The 16,491-nt window shown below is 72.4% G+C and carries 18 protein-coding genes and 1 pseudogene; 8 read left to right on the top strand and 11 right to left on the bottom strand.

The window, feature by feature from the left end; genetic code table 11:
* Window positions 1-26 precede the first annotated feature (26 nt).
* The 5 genes from afsQ1 to ABD350_RS22580 all read left to right on the top strand — a co-directional run bounded on the left by afsQ1 (window position 27) and on the right by ABD350_RS22580 (window position 4,050).
* The gene (afsQ1, locus tag ABD350_RS22600) at window positions 27-704 is read left to right on the top strand and encodes a two-component system response regulator AfsQ1 (RefSeq protein ID WP_106980762.1); all 678 of its coding nucleotides are present in this window, start codon (window positions 27-29) and stop codon (window positions 702-704) included.
* Complete coding sequence (locus ABD350_RS22595) at window positions 701-2,362, top strand: ATP-binding protein (protein WP_382466951.1); 1,662 nt, start codon at window positions 701-703, stop codon at window positions 2,360-2,362. The genes afsQ1 and ABD350_RS22595 overlap by 4 nt, the downstream gene beginning before the upstream one ends.
* Window positions 2,359-2,958, top strand: coding sequence for a hypothetical protein (locus tag ABD350_RS22590; protein ID WP_344350057.1), 600 nt, complete (start codon window positions 2,359-2,361; stop codon window positions 2,956-2,958). The genes ABD350_RS22595 and ABD350_RS22590 overlap by 4 nt, the downstream gene beginning before the upstream one ends.
* Window positions 2,959-3,174: 216 nt before the next feature.
* Complete coding sequence (locus ABD350_RS22585) at window positions 3,175-3,741, top strand: VanZ family protein (protein WP_344350056.1); 567 nt, start codon at window positions 3,175-3,177, stop codon at window positions 3,739-3,741.
* A 108-nt stretch (window positions 3,742-3,849) separates the two neighbouring features.
* Window positions 3,850-4,050, top strand: a complete 201-nt coding sequence (locus tag ABD350_RS22580) for a PspC domain-containing protein (RefSeq protein WP_014674578.1) — start codon at window positions 3,850-3,852, stop codon at window positions 4,048-4,050.
* 94 nt (window positions 4,051-4,144) lie between these two features.
* Here the strand turns inward: ABD350_RS22580 and ABD350_RS22575 are convergent, their stop codons facing one another.
* Window positions 4,145-4,528 carry an ATP-binding protein gene (locus ABD350_RS22575; protein ID WP_344350055.1) on the bottom strand — a complete coding sequence of 128 codons (384 nt, stop codon included), beginning with the start codon at window positions 4,526-4,528 and terminating at the stop codon, window positions 4,145-4,147.
* Window positions 4,529-4,692: 164 nt separating this feature from the next.
* Window positions 4,693-4,849 (bottom strand): annotated as a pseudogene (locus ABD350_RS22570) (adenosine deaminase); the annotation flags it as partial.
* Between the two features lie 159 nt (window positions 4,850-5,008).
* Between ABD350_RS22570 and ABD350_RS22565 the strand changes: the two are divergent.
* Complete coding sequence (locus ABD350_RS22565; protein ID WP_344350054.1) at window positions 5,009-5,770, top strand: alpha/beta hydrolase family protein; 762 nt, start codon at window positions 5,009-5,011, stop codon at window positions 5,768-5,770.
* A 13-nt stretch (window positions 5,771-5,783) separates the two neighbouring features.
* Here the strand turns inward: ABD350_RS22565 and ABD350_RS22560 are convergent, their stop codons facing one another.
* Both ABD350_RS22560 and ABD350_RS22555 read right to left on the bottom strand, forming a co-directional pair.
* Entirely contained in the window at window positions 5,784-6,137 is a 354-nt protein-coding gene (locus ABD350_RS22560) for a hypothetical protein (RefSeq protein WP_344350053.1), read from the bottom strand.
* Between the two features lie 118 nt (window positions 6,138-6,255).
* Window positions 6,256-7,206, bottom strand: coding sequence for a LysR family transcriptional regulator (locus tag ABD350_RS22555; protein ID WP_344350052.1), 951 nt, complete (start codon window positions 7,204-7,206; stop codon window positions 6,256-6,258).
* 63 nt (window positions 7,207-7,269) lie between these two features.
* Here ABD350_RS22555 and ABD350_RS22550 point away from each other — a divergent pair, with 63 nt between their 5' ends.
* Window positions 7,270-8,592 carry an MFS transporter gene (locus ABD350_RS22550; RefSeq protein ID WP_344350051.1) on the top strand — a complete coding sequence of 441 codons (1,323 nt, stop codon included), beginning with the start codon at window positions 7,270-7,272 and terminating at the stop codon, window positions 8,590-8,592.
* 158 nt (window positions 8,593-8,750) lie between these two features.
* Entirely contained in the window at window positions 8,751-9,764 is a 1,014-nt protein-coding gene (locus tag ABD350_RS22545) for a sigma-70 family RNA polymerase sigma factor (protein ID WP_344350050.1), read from the top strand.
* Here the strand turns inward: ABD350_RS22545 and ABD350_RS22540 are convergent.
* From ABD350_RS22540 to ABD350_RS22510, 7 genes are all read right to left on the bottom strand, one after another.
* Window positions 9,648-10,004 carry an STAS domain-containing protein gene (locus ABD350_RS22540; protein ID WP_344350049.1) on the bottom strand — a complete coding sequence of 119 codons (357 nt, stop codon included), beginning with the start codon at window positions 10,002-10,004 and terminating at the stop codon, window positions 9,648-9,650. The genes ABD350_RS22545 and ABD350_RS22540 overlap by 117 nt on opposite strands.
* 55 nt (window positions 10,005-10,059) lie before the next feature.
* Window positions 10,060-10,644: a Uma2 family endonuclease gene (locus ABD350_RS22535; protein WP_344350048.1), complete on the bottom strand. Its 585-nt coding sequence runs from the start codon at window positions 10,642-10,644 to the stop codon at window positions 10,060-10,062.
* Window positions 10,645-10,739: 95 nt separating this feature from the next.
* Entirely contained in the window at window positions 10,740-12,023 is a 1,284-nt protein-coding gene (locus ABD350_RS22530; RefSeq protein ID WP_344350047.1) for a thymidine phosphorylase, read from the bottom strand.
* A gap of 72 nt (window positions 12,024-12,095) precedes the next feature.
* Window positions 12,096-12,500, bottom strand: coding sequence for a cytidine deaminase (locus ABD350_RS22525; RefSeq protein WP_030600709.1), 405 nt, complete (start codon window positions 12,498-12,500; stop codon window positions 12,096-12,098).
* Entirely contained in the window at window positions 12,497-13,783 is a 1,287-nt protein-coding gene (locus ABD350_RS22520) for an ABC transporter permease (RefSeq protein WP_344350046.1), read from the bottom strand. The genes ABD350_RS22525 and ABD350_RS22520 overlap by 4 nt, the downstream gene beginning before the upstream one ends.
* Window positions 13,783-14,910, bottom strand: coding sequence for an ABC transporter permease (locus tag ABD350_RS22515; RefSeq protein ID WP_344350045.1), 1,128 nt, complete (start codon window positions 14,908-14,910; stop codon window positions 13,783-13,785). Before ABD350_RS22515 ends, ABD350_RS22520 begins: the two co-directional genes overlap by 1 nt.
* Window positions 14,907-16,433 carry an ABC transporter ATP-binding protein gene (locus ABD350_RS22510; protein ID WP_344350073.1) on the bottom strand — a complete coding sequence of 509 codons (1,527 nt, stop codon included), beginning with the start codon at window positions 16,431-16,433 and terminating at the stop codon, window positions 14,907-14,909. Before ABD350_RS22510 ends, ABD350_RS22515 begins: the two co-directional genes overlap by 4 nt.
* Window positions 16,434-16,491 lie beyond the last annotated feature (58 nt).

Genomic DNA, 16,491 nt, shown 5'->3' with positions numbered 1-16,491 from the left:
CCCCGTCCATGGGCCAGAATGAGGCCGTGCCTTCCCTGTTGCTGATCGAGGACGACGACGCCATCCGTACGGCCCTGGAGCTCTCCCTGACGCGCCAGGGGCACCGGGTGGCCACCGCTGCCAGCGGCGAGGACGGTCTGAAGCTGCTGCGCGAACAGCGGCCGGACCTGATCGTGCTGGACGTGATGCTGCCCGGCATCGACGGGTTCGAGGTCTGCCGCCGCATCCGGCGCACCGACCAGCTCCCGATCATCCTGCTGACCGCGCGCAGCGACGACATCGACGTGGTGGTCGGGCTGGAGTCGGGGGCCGACGACTATGTCGTCAAGCCGGTGCAGGGCCGGGTGCTGGACGCCCGGATCCGGGCCGTGCTGCGGCGCGGCGAGCGCGAGTCCAGCGACTCGGCGACCTTCGGCAACCTCGTCATCGACCGTTCGGCGATGACGGTCACGAAGAACGGCGAGGACCTCCAGCTGACCCCGACCGAGCTGCGGCTGCTGCTGGAGCTGAGCCGGCGGCCCGGTCAGGCGCTGTCCCGGCAGCAGTTGCTGCGGCTGGTGTGGGAGCACGACTACCTGGGCGACTCGCGTCTGGTCGACGCGTGTGTGCAGCGGCTGCGCGCCAAGGTCGAGGACGTCCCGTCGTCCCCGACGCTGATCCGTACCGTCCGTGGTGTCGGCTACCGCCTGGACGCCCCTCAGTGACCGGTACGCGTGGGAGGCTGCGCGGCTGGGCCGCGGGGCGGGGCGGAAGTCTGTCGCGGCTGAGGTTCACCAGTCTGCGGCTGCGCCTGGTGGTGGTGTTCGCACTGGTCGCGCTCACCGCCGCGGTGTCGGCGTCGGGCATCGCGTACTGGCTCAACCGGGAGGCGGTGCTCACCCGAGCCCAGGACGCGGTGCTGCGCGACTTCCGGCAGGAGATGCAGAACCGCGCGGGCGCGCTGCCCGAGCATCCGAGCCAGGACCAACTGCAGCGCGCGGCGGGCCAGATGGCCGCCAGCAGCCAGCGCTTCAGCGTGCTGCTGGTCGCCACGGACGCCGACGGCGAGACGGTGTACGGCAATTCGGGCGGCATCAACGGCTTCGCGCTGGAGGACGTGCCGTCGTCGCTGCGCACCGCCGTGACCAAGCGGCAGCGGGTGACCGACCAGAACAAGGAGCCGTACCACCTGTACTGGCAGCGGGTCGTGGACCACGGCACGCCGTTCCTGGTCGCCGGCACTCGTGTCATCGGCGGTGGTCCGACCGGCTACATGGCGAAGTCGCTGGAGCCGGAGGCGAAGGACCTCAACTCGCTGGCCTGGTCGCTGGGCATCGCCACCGGGCTCGCGCTGATCGGCGCCGCGCTGCTCGCGCAGGCCGCCGCCACGACCGTGCTGAAGCCGGTGCACCGGCTCGGGGTGGCCGCGCGGCGGCTCGGCGAGGGCAGGCTGGACACCCGGCTGCGGGTCTCCGGCACCGACGAACTCGCCGATCTGTCGCGCACGTTCAACAACGCGGCCGAGGCGCTGGAGAAGCGGGTCGCGGAGATGGCCGCGCGGGACGAGGCGTCCCGCCGGTTCGTCGCCGACATGTCGCACGAGCTGCGCACCCCGCTCACCGCCATCACCGCCGTCACGGAGGTGCTGGAGGAGGAGCTGGAGGCGGAGACCGGCAGCATGGATCCGATGATCGAGCCCGCGGTCCGGCTGGTGGTCAGCGAGACCCGGCGGCTGAACGACCTGGTCGAGAACCTGATGGAGGTCACCCGTTTCGACGCGGGCACCGCCCGGCTGGTCCTGGACGACGTGGACGTGGCCGACCAGATCACCGCCTGCATCGACGCCCGGGCCTGGCTGGACGCGGTCGAACTGGACGCCGAGCGCGGCATCCACGCCCGGCTGGATCCGCGCCGCCTGGACGTGATCCTCGCCAACCTGATCGGCAACGCGCTCAAGCACGGCGGGTCGCCGGTGCGGGTGTCGGTGCGGGAGGCGGACGACTCGGTCGAGATCCGGGTCCGGGACCACGGGCCGGGCATCCCGGAGGACGTCCTGCCGCACGTCTTCGACCGCTTCTACAAGGCGAGCGCCTCCCGGCCGCGCTCCGAGGGCAGCGGGCTCGGCCTGTCCATCGCCCTGGAGAACGCCCACATCCACGGCGGCGAGATCACCGCAGCGAACTCCGCCGAGGGCGGCGCCGTGTTCACGCTCCGCCTGCCCCGGGACGCCTCACTGCTGACCGAACAGGACGGCGGGACCGGCGGGGACGGCGGGGACGGCGGGGACGGCAAGAACGAGAAGAACGAGAAGGACGGCAAGGCCGGCAGGGACGGCGAGAGCGCCGGGGCCGGGCGGGACAGCGCGGGGAAGGAGGGGTCATGACCATACGACGCCTGGTGGCACTGCCCCTCCTGGGCGCACTGCTCACCGGCTGCGGCATCCGGGCCACGGAGGTGCCGACCGACTTCGGGGCGGCGCCGTCCCGGGTGCCGTGCTCGCTGACCGGGCCGGACCGGTCCGCGCAGTCCTCGCACGGGGTGCCGGTACAGGTCTTCCTGCTGTGCGGGGCCTCCCTGGTGGCCGTGGACCGCACCGTGCCGGTCCCGGAGGGCACCCCGGACGCCCGGCGCCGGGTGATCGTGGCCCAGGGGCTGCTGGACCAGCTCGCCGCGTCCCCGTCGGCGGCGGAGCGCTCCGCGGGCTATACGACGTACGTCCCGGGCGGACTCGGCGTGCGCGGGCCCGGCCCCAAGGATCCCGAGGACGCGCTGCGGCTGAGCACGGGGCCCTCGCGCCTGACCTCCTACGCCCTGGCCCAGCTGGTGTGCACGCTGTCCGACTCGGCGGCCACGGAGGGCGACGGCTCGGTCATCCTGGGCGGCCCGGACGCCGGCCCGCTCCGGCGGTACGAGTGCACGGACGAGGTCCGCGACCACCCGGGCAGCACCCAGCCACCGTCGAGCGAGGTCACGGGGTAGGCGGCCACGGGTGGCCCACCGGACACGGGTAGCCGTCCGGCCACGGGGGGCTGCCCGGCCGCGTGAGGCTGCCTGGCCGCGAGGGACTGTCGGGCGGCTGCCCCTACGGGTGTTCCCCGGTGCCGGTGGCCGTCGGTGTGCCGGAACGCCGGCGCGGCGGAGGCGGAACGTTTTCACCACGGAACCGTTCTGCCCCGCGACCGCGTCTAGGGGGGCGTGCAGCGTCAAGGCTCCATCGGCGGCAGCGCCGCGATCCGCATCCGTGTGACGGGGGGTGTCCTCCTCGCCACGCACCTCGCCCTCGTCGCCTGGCTGATGCTGCGCCCCCTGGACGTCCCCTGGGTGATGCCCCCGAATCTGCGCCCGCTGGCGGGCATCCGGGCCGATCTGGCACTGGGCTGGCCCGGGGCCGCCCGACCGCTCGGCGAGGGTCTCGCACTGCTCGCCCCGCTGGGCGTGCTGCTGCCGGCGGCACACGGCAGACTCACCGTCTCCCCGCTCGCCTCGCTGCTCCGGACGGCCGCGGCCGGCGCATTGATTTCCCTGGGTATCGCCCTGTTGCAGACCGGGGTGCCGGGCCGGGTGGTGGACGTCGACTCGCTGCTGCTGAACACGGCGGGGGTCGTGCTGGCCCACCTGGCCGTCGTTCCGGCCGGCCGGTCCTGGCTGCGCCGGCGGGCGGTGCGGGAACCGGGCGCCGCGGCCGGGCCGGCGGTCGGCATCGCGGAGGAGCTGTCTCAGGGCCGTACCCCGACGATTCCCAGGGTCGGTATCGCCCCTTAGAGTGATGCTTCGTCCTCTTCGTCCGCCTACCGTGGATGGCAGTTGAGGGGCCCGTTCCGGGTCCCGCCACCGGCTCGGGAGCGAGCCGACGACCATGGAGGAGCCGACATGACCGCCCTTTCCCGCCCCACCCACGGCCGCGTGATCGGCGGAGTCTGCGCCGGACTGGCCCGGCGCTTCGGCACCTCGGCCACGACCATGCGGGTGATCTTCCTGGTGTCCTGCCTGCTGCCGGGCCCGCAGTTCCTGCTGTACATAGCGCTGTGGCTGCTGCTGCCGTCCGAGGACAAGGCCCGCACCGCCTGGTGACCGCCGGCGCGCCCGTGTGTGCGAGGGGGCGAGCACACCGCGGGGGCGCGTCCGGACCTTCCGGAGCGCCCCGCGTGTCCTGCGGCGGCCGGGGTCAGCCGAGCGGGATCCCGTTGACCGGCGTGCCCTTCGTGGGCAGGCCCTTCACCGGCAGTCCGCCGAGCAGACCGGCGACCGGCTTGGTCGAGCCCTCGGCCACGGCGCGCTCGACGACGGGCTGCGCGACGGCGGCACCCTTGCGGACGGCGGGCACCGTGGCACGGACACCGGCCTTGGCCAGGGGCTTGAACGTCTTCACCGCTCCGCTCTCGGGCGCCGCGTCCAGGACCTGCTCGGGCGGCAGCAGCTTCGTGAAGGTGTCCAGGGTGCGGGCGACGTCCGGGGCGGCCGGGGCCGCGTTGGCCGTGCCCGCGCCGATGGCGGCGACGGCGGCGCCCAGGGCGGCGACACCGAGGGTCTTGGCAGCAGACTGCTTCATGGTGCATGCGTCCTTGCGTGCGGAGACGGGAGCTCACAAACGATCCGAGCGATCGATCCGAGCGATCCACGACCGTAAACATCGCCCACCACCCGCCGCAAACACCGAAATGCGGACGCCGGGGAAAAAGCGCCCGCGTTCGCAGGCCGTCCGGCCTCCGGCGGTCAGCCCTCCGTGCGGCCGGAACCGCTGGTGGAGGCGGCCTGCCGGAACTTCCGTTCGGATTTCAGCCGGGCGCATCCGGGCTTGATGACCTCAATTGATCACCGCGAGTCTTTCATCGAAAGGAATGAACGCCGATTTCATCGCATTGACGGAGAACGATGCGAGCACCTCGTCGACGCCTTCGGTTACACGCTCGGCGCCCTCGAAGGGGTGGGCGCCCGGTGGGCGGCATCGTCTCCGGCGCTTTTCCGTCGATATCCAACGGTGACCCGCCGTACGGGTTTCGTCTACCGCCCCTTCTGACACTGTTCTGTCATGGGACAGCAAGCGACGCCGGTGCGAACGGCCAGGCTGGGAAAGGCGGTCGGCCCGGCGCCGACACCGGTGTGCGGAGCGGTGCTGCTGCTCCCCGACGGCCAGGAGGTCTCCACCCGCCGGCCCTCCCCCGTGCGGCCCCTCTCCCTCGTCCGCTCCCTGGGCCGTGCCCTCGCCCGCGCGGGCCGCGCCGAGGGGCTGGCGGTGCACTGCGTCCACTACCGCTACCGCGGCTGGAACGGCGGCGAGGCGCACCCGGCGGCGGACGCCGAGTGGGCCACCGAGGAGGTCGTGCGCCGCTACGGCGATGTCCCCGTGTGCCTGGTCGGTGTGGACATGGGCGGCCGGGCGGCACTGCGCGTCGGCGGTCACGACGCCGTCAACTCCGTGGTGGCGCTGGCCCCGTGGCTTCCGGAGGACGATGTCGCCGCTCCCGCCGAACCGGTGAGGCAACTGATGGGCCGCCGGGTCCTGATCGCCCACGGCACGAACGACGAGCGCACCGACCCCGAGCTGTCCTTCCGTTACGCGGCGCGGGCGAAGAAGGCCAACCGCGAGGTGTGCCGCTTCGAGGTCCACTCCGACGGCCACGGGCTGCACGGCCACCGCTCCGAAGTCCTCGCCCTGACCACCGACTTCGTCCTGGGCGCCCTGTTCGGCCACCCCGTCTCCCGCCCGGTGGAGGACGCCCTGGCGGCTCCCCCGCCGATCGGCCTCAGGATGCCGCTGGCGGCGGGGTTCGGGCGGTCGTTGCGGCGGTAGGGCGGGGCACCGCTCAGCGGAACTCGTGCACCAGCCGGATCCGGCCGACGATATGGGCGTTGAACTCGTCCAGTTCCCCGGCCGGCACCCACAGTTCGAGGATCGTCCGCCCGCCGGCCTGCCGCACCGGATACCGGCGCAGGAAGTCGGACTCGACGTCGAAGCGGGTGACGTAGCCGGCGCCGTCGTGCTTGACGTTCCAGTCGCGGGCGATCTTCACGGCGTACTCCTCGTCGAGCACCGGGTAGAAGATCGGCTGCTCGGGAAGCCGGGGCGGCCAGGCACGCCAGTCCAGCTCGCGCACCAGCTCCAGTTCTCTGGGGCCGGTGGGACGCCACAGGGTCGTCGTCGCTCGCTGACTGGTCATGGGAATCGCTCCTCGGCGAGACGGCCGGTGGTACGGCCGGCCGGGGCCCGACGTTACCGGCGGCCCGAGTGCGGCGGCCACCGGGTTTCCCCCTCGCTCCCCGCGTGCGGGACGTCCCTCAGGGAAGGAGATTGCCCCGTCTCGACAGCAGGAACTTCTTGAACGCCGCCACCGGCGGGGTGTCCGGGCGGTCGGCCAGCCACGCCACGCCGATCTCCCGGGCCGCTCGCGGGGCCGTGACCGTCAGTTCGACCACGCCGGGCCGGGGGACCGTCGGCGGGGGCAGGAGGGCCACGCCGAGACCGGCCGCGACCAGGCCCCGCAGGGTTTCGGCCTCCTCACCCTCGAAGGCGACCCGCGGCCGGAAACCGGCCTGGCGGCACAGGTCGTCGGTGATGCGCCGCAGGCCGTAGCCGGGCTCCAGGGTGACGAAGGTTTCCTCGGCCGCCTCGGCCAGGCGGATGCGGCGGCGGGCGGCCAGCCGGTGGTCCGCGGGGACGACCAGGCGCAGCTTCTGCTCGTCCAGGCGGCGGGCGACCAGGTCGGGGGCGTCGGGCACCGGCGAGGTGAGGCAGAGGTCCAGCTCGCCCGCGCGCAGCCGCTCCAGCATCGCCTCGCCGTAGTTCTGGACCAGGCTGAAGCGGACGCGCGGATGGTCGGCGCGGAAGGCGTGCAGCAGGCCGGGCACGGTCTCCGCGCCCATGGTGTGCAGGAAGCCGAAGGCGACCTTGCCGGTGGCCGGGTCGGCGTCCGCGCGGACCTCCTCAGCGGCCCGTTCGATCTCGGCGAGGGCCCGTTCGGCGGAGGCGAGGAAGGTGCGGCCGGCGGTGGTGAGGGAGACCGTGCGGCCGTGGCGGGCGAACAGGTCGACGCCCAGGTCCCGTTCCAGGCGGGCCATCGCGCGCGAGAGCGTGGACTGGGGGACGTTCAGCTCCTGCGCGGCCCGGGTGACGTGCTCGGTGCGGGCCACCCCGGCGAAGTAGGCGAGGCGGGGCGCGAGCAACAGCGCCATGTCTTCTGTGTCACCGAACGGTGACAGCCGGGGCTGTGAGCTTCGCTGATGCGCCATGGGAACGATTATGGCCGTTCCATGCATTGGACGCATGAGCCGGATCGTCCCTACGGTCGAGGCATGTCTCCCGCCAGTACCGGGGCGTCCACCAGCGTGGGCGCCGTACCGTCCGTTCCCGTCCCCGACTCCTCCGGCTCCGACACCACCGGCTCCGACTCCCGTATGACTCCGGGCGGCCCCGGCTACCGCCGGATGAGCCTCGCCCTCTTCCTCGCCGGGGTCGCGACCTTCGCCCTGCTGTACTCCACCCAGGCGCTGCTGCCGCTGATCTCCGGGGAGTTCGGGGTCGCGGCGAGCGAGGCGAGCTGGACGGTGGCGGCGGCGACCGGCGGGCTGGCCCTGTTCGTGCTGCCGATGAGCGCTCTGTCGGAGCGATTCGGCCGCCGTACGGTGATGACGGCCTCGCTGGCCGTGGCCGTCGCCGTCGGTCTGCTGGTGCCCTTCGCGCCGTCGATCGGCGCGCTGGTGGTGCTGCGGGGCGTGCAGGGCGCGGCGCTGGCCGGTCTGCCGGCCTCCGCGACGGCCTATCTGGCCGAGGAGGTCCGGCCCAAGGCGCTGGTCACCGCCATCGGTCTGTTCGTGGCGGGCAACAGCGTCGGCGGCATGAGCGGCCGGGTGATCACCGGCTGGGTCGCGCAGGAGTGGGGCTGGCGGGTCTCGGTCGGCGTGATCGGCGCCCTCGCGGTCGCGTGCGCGGTGGCGTTCCGGCTGCTGCTGCCCGCCCCGCGCCACTTCACGCCCGGCTCGCTGCGCCCCCGCATCCTGTGGAACACGGTCCGCGGTCATCTCTCCGACCCGCTGCTGCGCCGCCTGTACGCGATCGGCGCGCTGTTCATGACGGTGTTCGGCGGGGTCTACACGGTGATCGGCTATCGGCTGACGGCGGCACCGTTCGGGCTGCCGCAGGGCATCGTGGGCTCGATCTTCCTGGTCTACCTGGTGGGCACGGTGTCCGCCTCGGCCGCGGGCCGGCTGGTGGACCGGTTCGGCCGCCGGGGGGCGCTGTACCTGGCGGGCGGTACGACGGCGGCGGGCCTGCTGCTGTCCCTGGCCGCGTCGCTGCCGCTGGTCCTGCTGGGCCTGGTGCTGATCACGGCGGGCTTCTTCGCCGGGCACGCGGTGGCCTCCTCGGCGGTCGGCAAGACGGCCACGCACGGCCGCGCGCAGGCTTCGGCGCTGTACCAGTCCGCGTACTACATCGGCTCCAGCGCGGGCAGCACGGTCGGCGCGGTGGCCTTCCGCGCGGGCGGCTGGACGGGCACGGTCGGCGTCGGCCTGCTGGCGGTGCTGGGCGTGGTGGCGATCACCGTGCTCGGCTCCGTGGCGGCACGGCGGACGGCGGTGAACCCCGCGCGGGGTTCGGTACGGGCCCCGGCGCACTGAGCCCTCCGCGCACTCCCGCGTACGGCGTCGGCGCGCCGAACAGCCTCCGCGCGCCGGGCATTTTCCGACTCCGGCGGTCATTGTCGGTGGGCTGCGGTAGCTTCCGATGTGCTGGGGTGCGACGGTGCGCCACGGGAACGGCCAGGGGTGGGTGGACGATGGGCAACGGAACGGCGACGGCGGACCTCGATGCCGCGCTGGAGAAGTACCGGACCGAGCTGACCGGGTACTGCTACCGGATGCTGGGCTCCTCCTTCGAGGCCGAGGACGCGGTGCAGGACACCCTGGTGCGGGCCTGGCGGAACCACGAGAAGTTCGAGGGCCGCTCCTCGCTCAGGTCGTGGCTGTACCGGATCGCGACGAACGTGTGCCTGGACATGCTGTCGGCGGGGAACAAGCGGGCCCGGCCGATGGATCTTTCGGAGGCCACCCCGCTCGCGCAGGCGGCGCTCAACCCGCGCCCGGACCACACCTGGCTGGAGCCGATGCCGGACGCGCGGGTGCTGCCGGCCGTGGCGGACCCGGCGGAGGCGGCGGTCGCCAAGGAGTCGGTGCGCCTCGCCTTCATGGCGGCGCTCCAGCAACTGCCGCCCAAGCAGCGGGCGGTGCTGATCCTGCGCGAGGTGCTCGCGTGGAAGGCGAGCGAGGTGGCCGAGCTGCTGGAGACCTCGGTGGCCTCGGTGAACAGCGCGTTGCAGCGGGCCCGGGCCACGCTCGCGGAGCGGCCGGACACGGGGCCCGAGGGAGCGGTGTCCGATCCGCTGGACGAGGAGCAGCGCAAGCTGCTGGAGCGGTACGTCAAGGCGTTCGAGGGCTACGACATGACGGCGCTGACGGCGCTGCTGCACGAGGACGCCATCATGACGATGCCGCCGTTCGACCTGTGGCTGCGCGGCACCGCCGACATCACCGGTTTCATGCTGACCATCGGCGCCTCCTGCGCCGGTTCCCGGCTGGTGCCGGTCCAGGCCAACGGCCTGCCGGCGTTCGCGCACTACAAGCCGGACCCGGAGAACGGCGGGTTCGCGCCGTGGGCGGTGCAGGTGCTGGAGATCTCAGCCGGCCGGATCACCGGTTTCCACTGCTTCCTCGACACCCAGCGGTGGTTCCCGCTCTTCGGGCTGCCCCTCCGCCTGGAAGCGGAGGCCGGCCAGGCCCAGCAGGGCGACTAGCGCGGGGTCGGCGTCCCGCAGCCGTATCCGCCCGCCGGCCCGGCGGGCGGTCAGCTCCAGCCGGGCGAGCAGATCGACGGCCGCCAGCCCCGGCGGCCCGAGCCCGCCCACGTCACACACGACGACCCCGCCCCCACCGCCCGCGAGCGCTTCCCGCACGGCGGCACACCACCCCGCCACCTCGTCCCGGCGCACGGGACCGGTCAGCACGAGCACGACGGCGGGCGTCTTGGCATCCACGTGCGGGTAGACCGCCCGGGTGGCCGGAACTCATCGCCGCCCGGGCCGAAGGACCTCAGTCCACGGGGAACTCGCCGGTGTCGAGGGTGATCCCGAACGGCTCCGGCAGCTTGATCGGGTCACCGAACTTCACGGCGGACAGCACCCGGTAGACCTCCCCCTTCGGTTCGCCGTACAGCGTGGCGGTGGGGCCTCCGGGGGCCCAGCGGTCGACGAGGAGGTAGAGCGGGATGCCCGCGGCGGCGCAGGCGGCCGGCTTGCTGACGCGGTCGTGGCGGGCGTTGGACTTGGAGGTGACCTCGACGACGAGTTCGGCGAGGGCGGCGGGGACGTGGGAGTCCGCCTCCCGGCAAGCCCGCACCGGCACCACCAACAGGTCCGGGATGAACATGCCCAGCCGCGACGGGACAGCGATGGCCACGGTCTGGTAGATCCCCAACTCATCGGGAATCGCGGGGTAGAGGCGACGCTGAATTTGTTCCGCGATCACGTTGTGACGTGGCGCTGGAGAAGGTGACACGGTGACGATCCCCTCGATGATCTCCACCTTGCTGCCCTCAGGCCATTCCATCTCCTCCCAGAACCGGACGAGGTCGTCCCAGCCCTGCTCGGCGTCGTGGCTGACGGTGAGTGCGCTCATGGCGGTCTCCTATCGGTGCGTCACCGATCCCAGCATGCCGAACGGGACCGGTGCGGGTCTACCGGTCCCGTTCACCCGAATGGGGAAAGCGCAGGTCAGGCGATGCGCTCCAGGACCACCGGGGTGGTGTGGACGTCGGTGTCCGGGGCCGCGATGTCGTAGGAGCCCGTCACCGCCTGGAGGGCGTACTCGAAGCGTTCCGGGGTGTCGGTGTGGAGGGTGAGGAGGGGCTGGCCCTCGGTCACCCGGTCGCCGGGCTTGGCGTGGAGCTGCACGCCCGCCGCCGCCTGCACCGGGTCCTCCTTGCGGGCGCGGCCGGCGCCCAGGCGCCAGGCGGCGATGCCGATGTCGTAGGCGTCGAGGCGGGTCAGGACGCCGGTGGCCGGGGCCTTCACGACGTGCTGTTCCTTCGACGTGGGCAGCGGGGCGTCCGGGTCGCCGCCCTGGGCCGCGATCATCCGGCGCCAGACGTCCATCGCCGAACCGTCGGCCAGCGCCTTCGCCGGGTCGGCGTCCTTCAGCCCGGCGGCGTCCAGCATCTCGCGGGCCAGCGCGATCGTCAGCTCCACGACGTCCGCGGGGCCGCCGCCCGCCAGGACCTCCACGGACTCGCGGACCTCCAGGGCGTTGCCCGCCGTCAGGCCCAGCGGGGTGGACATGTCCGTGAGCAGCGCGACCGTCTTCACGCCGTGGTCGGTGCCGAGGCCCACCATCGTGGACGCCAGTTCGCGGGCGTCCTCGATCGTCTTCATGAAGGCGCCCGAGCCCACCTTCACGTCCAGCACCAGCGAGCCGGTGCCCTCGGCGATCTTCTTGGACATGATCGAGGAGGCGATCAGCGGGATGGCCTCGACCGTGCCGGTCACGTCACGCAGCGCGTACAGCTTCTTGTCGGCGGGGGCCAGGCCGTCGCCCGCCGCGCAGATCACCGCGCCGGTGGTGTCGAGGACGTTCAGCATCTCCTCGTTGGAGAGCAGGGCGCGCCAGCCGGGGATCGACTCCAGCTTGTCCAGGGTGCCGCCGGTGTGGCCGAGGCCCCGGCCGGAGAGCTGCGGGACGGCCGCGCCGCAGGCCGCGACCAGCGGGGCCAGCGGCAGGGTGATCTTGTCGCCGACGCCGCCCGTGGAGTGCTTGTCGGCCGTCGGGCGGGACAGCGAGGAGAAGTCCATGCGCTCGCCGGAGGCGATCATGGCCGCCGTCCAGCGGGCGATCTCGCGGCGGTTCATGCCGTTCAGCAGGATCGCCATGGCGAGCGCGGACATCTGCTCGTCGGCGACCTCGCCGCGGGTGTACGCGTCGATGACCCAGTCGATCTGCTCGTCGGTCAGCTCGCCGCGGTCCCGCTTGGTACGGATGACGGAGATGGCGTCCATGGCCATGGCTGGGGCTTCCTTCCGGGAGGTGCGAAGTGTGCGGCCCCCCTGCGGGCGGGGCAGGGGGGCCGTACGGCGTTACTGGGTGAGATGGTCCGGACCGAAGGCCTGGGGCAGCATCTCGGCGAGCGTCAGGACGCCCGCCGGGGTGTCCAGGAGCAGGTCCGGGCCGCCGAACTCGTAGAGCAGCTGGCGGCAGCGCCCGCACGGCACGAGCAGGGCGCCGGCGCCGTCGACGCAGGTGAAGTGCGTCAGCCGGCCGCCGCCGGTGCGCTGGAGCTCGGAGACCAGGCCGCACTCGGCGCACAGGCCGAGGCCGTAGGAGGCGTTCTCCACGTTGCAGCCGGTGACCGTGCGGCCGTCGTCGACCAGGGCCGCGACGCCGACCGGGTAGCCCGAGTAGGGGGCGTAGGCGTGGGACATGGCCTCCCGTGCCCGGGCGCGCAGCGGCTCCCAGTCGAAGGCGGCGTCGTCCCGGGTCACTTGCCCTGGCCCTTCCGGTAGCGCATGCCGTCCGCCTTGGGCATCCGCAGCCGCTGCGCGGACAGCGAGAGCACGAGCAGCGTGACGACGTACGGGGTGGCGCCCACGAAGTCGCTGGGGACCTCGTCGGTGAGCAGGTACCAGACCAGCACCAGCGCGGCCATGGCGGCGCTGACCACGCCCTGGACGACGGCCTTCTTGTACAGCTTCCAGCCGGCCAGCAGCGCGAGCAGGACGACCAGGAGCAGCAGCAGCGCGTGCACGGTGACGCCGCCGTTGCGCAGCTGGAGGGCGTCGGAGTAGCCGAACAGGCCCGCGCCCATGGCCAGCCCGCCGGGCCGCCAGTTGCCGAAGATCATGGCGGCGAGACCGATGTAGCCGCGACCCGCGGTCTGGCCCTCCAGGTAGGTGTGCGAGGTGACCAGCGCGAGGAACGCGCCGCCGAGGCCGGCCAGGCCGCCGGAGACGGCGACGGCCGCGTACTTGTACCGGTAGACGTTGACGCCGAGGGACTCCGCGGCGACGGGGTTCTCACCGCAGGAGCGCAGCCGCAGCCCGAACGGGGTGCGCCACAGCAGCCACCAGCTGCCGACGAACAGCAGCACGGCCGCGATCGTGATCACGGACAGGTTGGTGATCAGGCCGCCGACGATGCCGGCGAGGTCGGAGACCAGGAACCAGTGGTGCTTCTCGATCGAGGCGAGGCCGTCGGACAGGCCGGGCACGGTGACGTCGGGCAGCGAGTCCGCGGGCGGGGACTGCTTGGGGTTGCCGCCCGCCTCCGCGGCACCGCCGTCGGCGAAGAACAGCTTGGCGAGGTACTGGGTGGCACCGAGCGCGAGCAGGTTGACGGCGACACCGGAGACGATGTGGTCGACGCCGAAGGTGATGGTGGCGACGGCGTGCACCAGGCCGCCGAGGACGCCGAAGCCGACGCCGCACAGCAGGCCGAGCCAGGGGCTGGACTGCCAGCCGACCCAGCCGGCGCCGAAGGTGCCGAGGATCATCATGCCTTCGAGGCCGATGTTGACCACGCCGGCCCGCTCGGACCACAGGCCCGCGAGTCCGGCGAGGCCGATCGGCACGGCGAGGCCGAGCGCGGCGCCGACCTGGCCGGAGGAGTCCAGCTGGTTCGAGTCGGTGATCATCCGGACGGCCGCGAGGAGCAGCAGGGCACCGGCGACGATCACGAGGATCCGGCCGAGCGAGCGGCCCGTGCCCTGGGACGCGCCGGGCGCCTTGGGCGCCGCGGGCGGCGGCGTGTCGGTCATCGTGGCAGTCATCACGCCACCTCCTGCTTCTTCGTCGGGGCGGCGGCCTGGGCGGCGAGCTCCGCGCCGACCCGCTGCTGCTGGCGCTTGAGGCCGTAGCGTCGGACGACCTCGTAGGCGATCACGACGCACAGGACGATGACGCCCTGGATCACGCCGAGGATCTCCTTGTCGTAGCCCTGGAACTCCAGGTGGTTGGTGGTGCGCTCCAGGAAGCCCCAGAGCAGGGCGCCCAGCGCGATGCCGATCGGGTTGTTGCGGCCGAGCAGCGCGATGGCGATGCCGGTGAAGCCGATCCCGGTGGGGAAGCTGTTGTCGTACTGGTGGCTCTCGTTGAGCAGCGTGGGCATGCCGATCAGACCGGCCACCGCACCCGAGATGATCATGCTGGTGGCGACCATCTTCTTCACCGACACACCGCTCGCGGCGGCGGCGCTCTCGGACTGGCCGACGGTGCGCAGGTCGAAGCCGAACCGGGTGCGGCCGAGCACGAACCAGTAGGCGAGGCCGACGATCACGGCGACGACGATGAAGCCGTCCAGCACGCCGGCCGGGCCGGTGTCGATGCTGAAGAAGAACGAGGAGGCCGGCAACGGCTCGGTGGAGACCAGGGTGCCGCCCTGCTGGAGTTCGCCGAGCCGCTCGGGCTGGAGCAGATAGCCGATGACGGCGGTGGCGATGGAGTTCAGCATGATGGTCGCGATGACCTCGCTGACGCCCCGGGTCACCTTCAGCACACCGGCGATGGCCGCCCACAGGGCGCCGGTCGCCATGGCGCAGATCATGATCAGCGGGATGGCGAGCCAGCCGGGCACGGTCAGCGCGCCGCCGAGGACGGCGGCGATGAACGCGGCGAGCCGGTACTGGCCGTCGACACCGATGTTGAACAGGTTCATCCGGAAGCCGACGGCGACCGCGATACCGGCGAGGTAGTACGTGGTGGCCTTGTTCAGGATGTAGACCTGGCTGTCGCTGGCGAAGCCGTAGCTCATCATGTCGCTGAACGCGGCGCCGGGGTTCTTGCCGGTCGCGAGGATCACCAGGGCGGTGACGACGAGCGCGGCGACGACCGCCAGCAGCGGCGCGGCGATGCCGAGGGCCAGCCGCTCCTTGTCGATGCGTGAGGTCAGCTTGTTCATCGCTCGTCGTCCTCTGTGTGCTCCAGGTGGCCGGTGGCCGCACCCGTCATGGCGGAGCCCAGCTCTTCGGGGGTGATGGTGGCGGGGTCGGCGTCGGCGACCAGACGGCCCCGGTACATCACCCGCAGGGTGTCGGAGAGGCCGATCAGCTCGTCCAGGTCGGCGGAGATCAGCAGTACGGCCAGGCCCTCGCGGCGGGCCTCGCGGATGTAGTCCCAGATGGCCGCCTGGGCGCCGACGTCCACACCGCGGGTGGGGTGGGCGGCGATCAGCAGCTTGGGGTGGTGGCTCATCTCGCGGCCGACGATCAGCTTCTGCTGGTTGCCGCCGGACAGCGAGGCCGCGGTCACGTCGATGCCGGGGGTGCGGACGTCGTACGACTTCACGATCCGCTCGGTGTCGGCGCGGGCCGCCTTGATGTCGAGCAGCGCGCCGCGCGAGTTGGGCTTCTCGCTGACGTGACCGAGGATGCGGTTCTCCCACAGCGGCGCTTCCAGCAGCAGGCCGTGGCGGTGGCGGTCCTCGGGGATGTAGCCGATGCCGGCCAGGCGGCGGTCGCGGGTGGCGGCGCCCGAGATGTCGGCGCCGTCGAGCGTGATGACGCCGGCGTCGGGCTGCCGCATGCCCATGATCGCCTCGACCAGCTCGGACTGGCCGTTGCCCTCCACGCCGGCGATGCCGAGGACCTCGCCCTTGTGGATGGTGAAGGAGATCTCGTCCAGGATGACCCGCTCGATGCCGTCGAGCCCGGTCTGCGTCAGGTGCAGGCCGTCCAGCTTCAGCATCGGGACGTCCGTGACGGTGGACTCCTCGGTGTCCGGGCTGGGCAGCTCGCTGCCGACCATCAGCTCGGCCAGCTGCTTGGGCGTGGTGGTGCGCGGGTCGGCGGTGCCGACGGTGGTGCCGCGCCGGATGACGGTGATCTCGTCGGCGACCGACAGCACCTCGCCCAGCTTGTGCGAGATGAAGATGACGGTGAGGCCCTCGGCCTTCAGCTCGCGCAGGTTGTCGAAGAGCGCGTCGACCTCCTGCGGCACGAGCACGGCGGTCGGCTCGTCGAGGATGAGGGTGCGGGCGCCGCGGTAGAGGACCTTGAGGATCTCCACGCGCTGGCGGTCGGCGACCCCCAGTTCCTCCACGAGGACGTCGGGCCGGACGTTCAGGCTGTACGCGTCCGAGATCTCCTTGATCCTGGCGCGGGCCCTGCCCCCGATGCCGTACAGCTTCTCCGCGCCGAGTACGACGTTCTCCAGCACGGTGAGGTTGTCGGCGAGCATGAAGTGCTGGTGCACCATGCCGATGCCGCGGGCGATGGCGTCGCCGGGGTTGTGCAGGACGACCTGCTCGCCATTGACCGTGATGGTGCCCTCGTCCGGCTGCTGCATGCCGTAGAGGATCTTCATCAGGGTGGACTTGCCGGCACCGTTCTCACCGCACAGGGCGTGGACGGTGCCCGTGCGTACGGTGATGTCGATGTCGCGGTTGGCGACGACGCCGGGGAAACGCTTGGTGATGCCGCGCAGTTCGACGGCAGCGGGCGGGCTGGACGCGTTGATGGCGCACTCTCCTCGGGGAAAGAGG

Source organism: Streptomyces nogalater (genome assembly GCF_039532885.1).
Classification (GTDB): domain Bacteria; phylum Actinomycetota; class Actinomycetes; order Streptomycetales; family Streptomycetaceae; genus Streptomyces; species Streptomyces nogalater.
The sequence above is the reverse complement of the archived record's forward strand: the minus strand, read 5'-3'. Positions and strand labels throughout refer to the sequence as shown.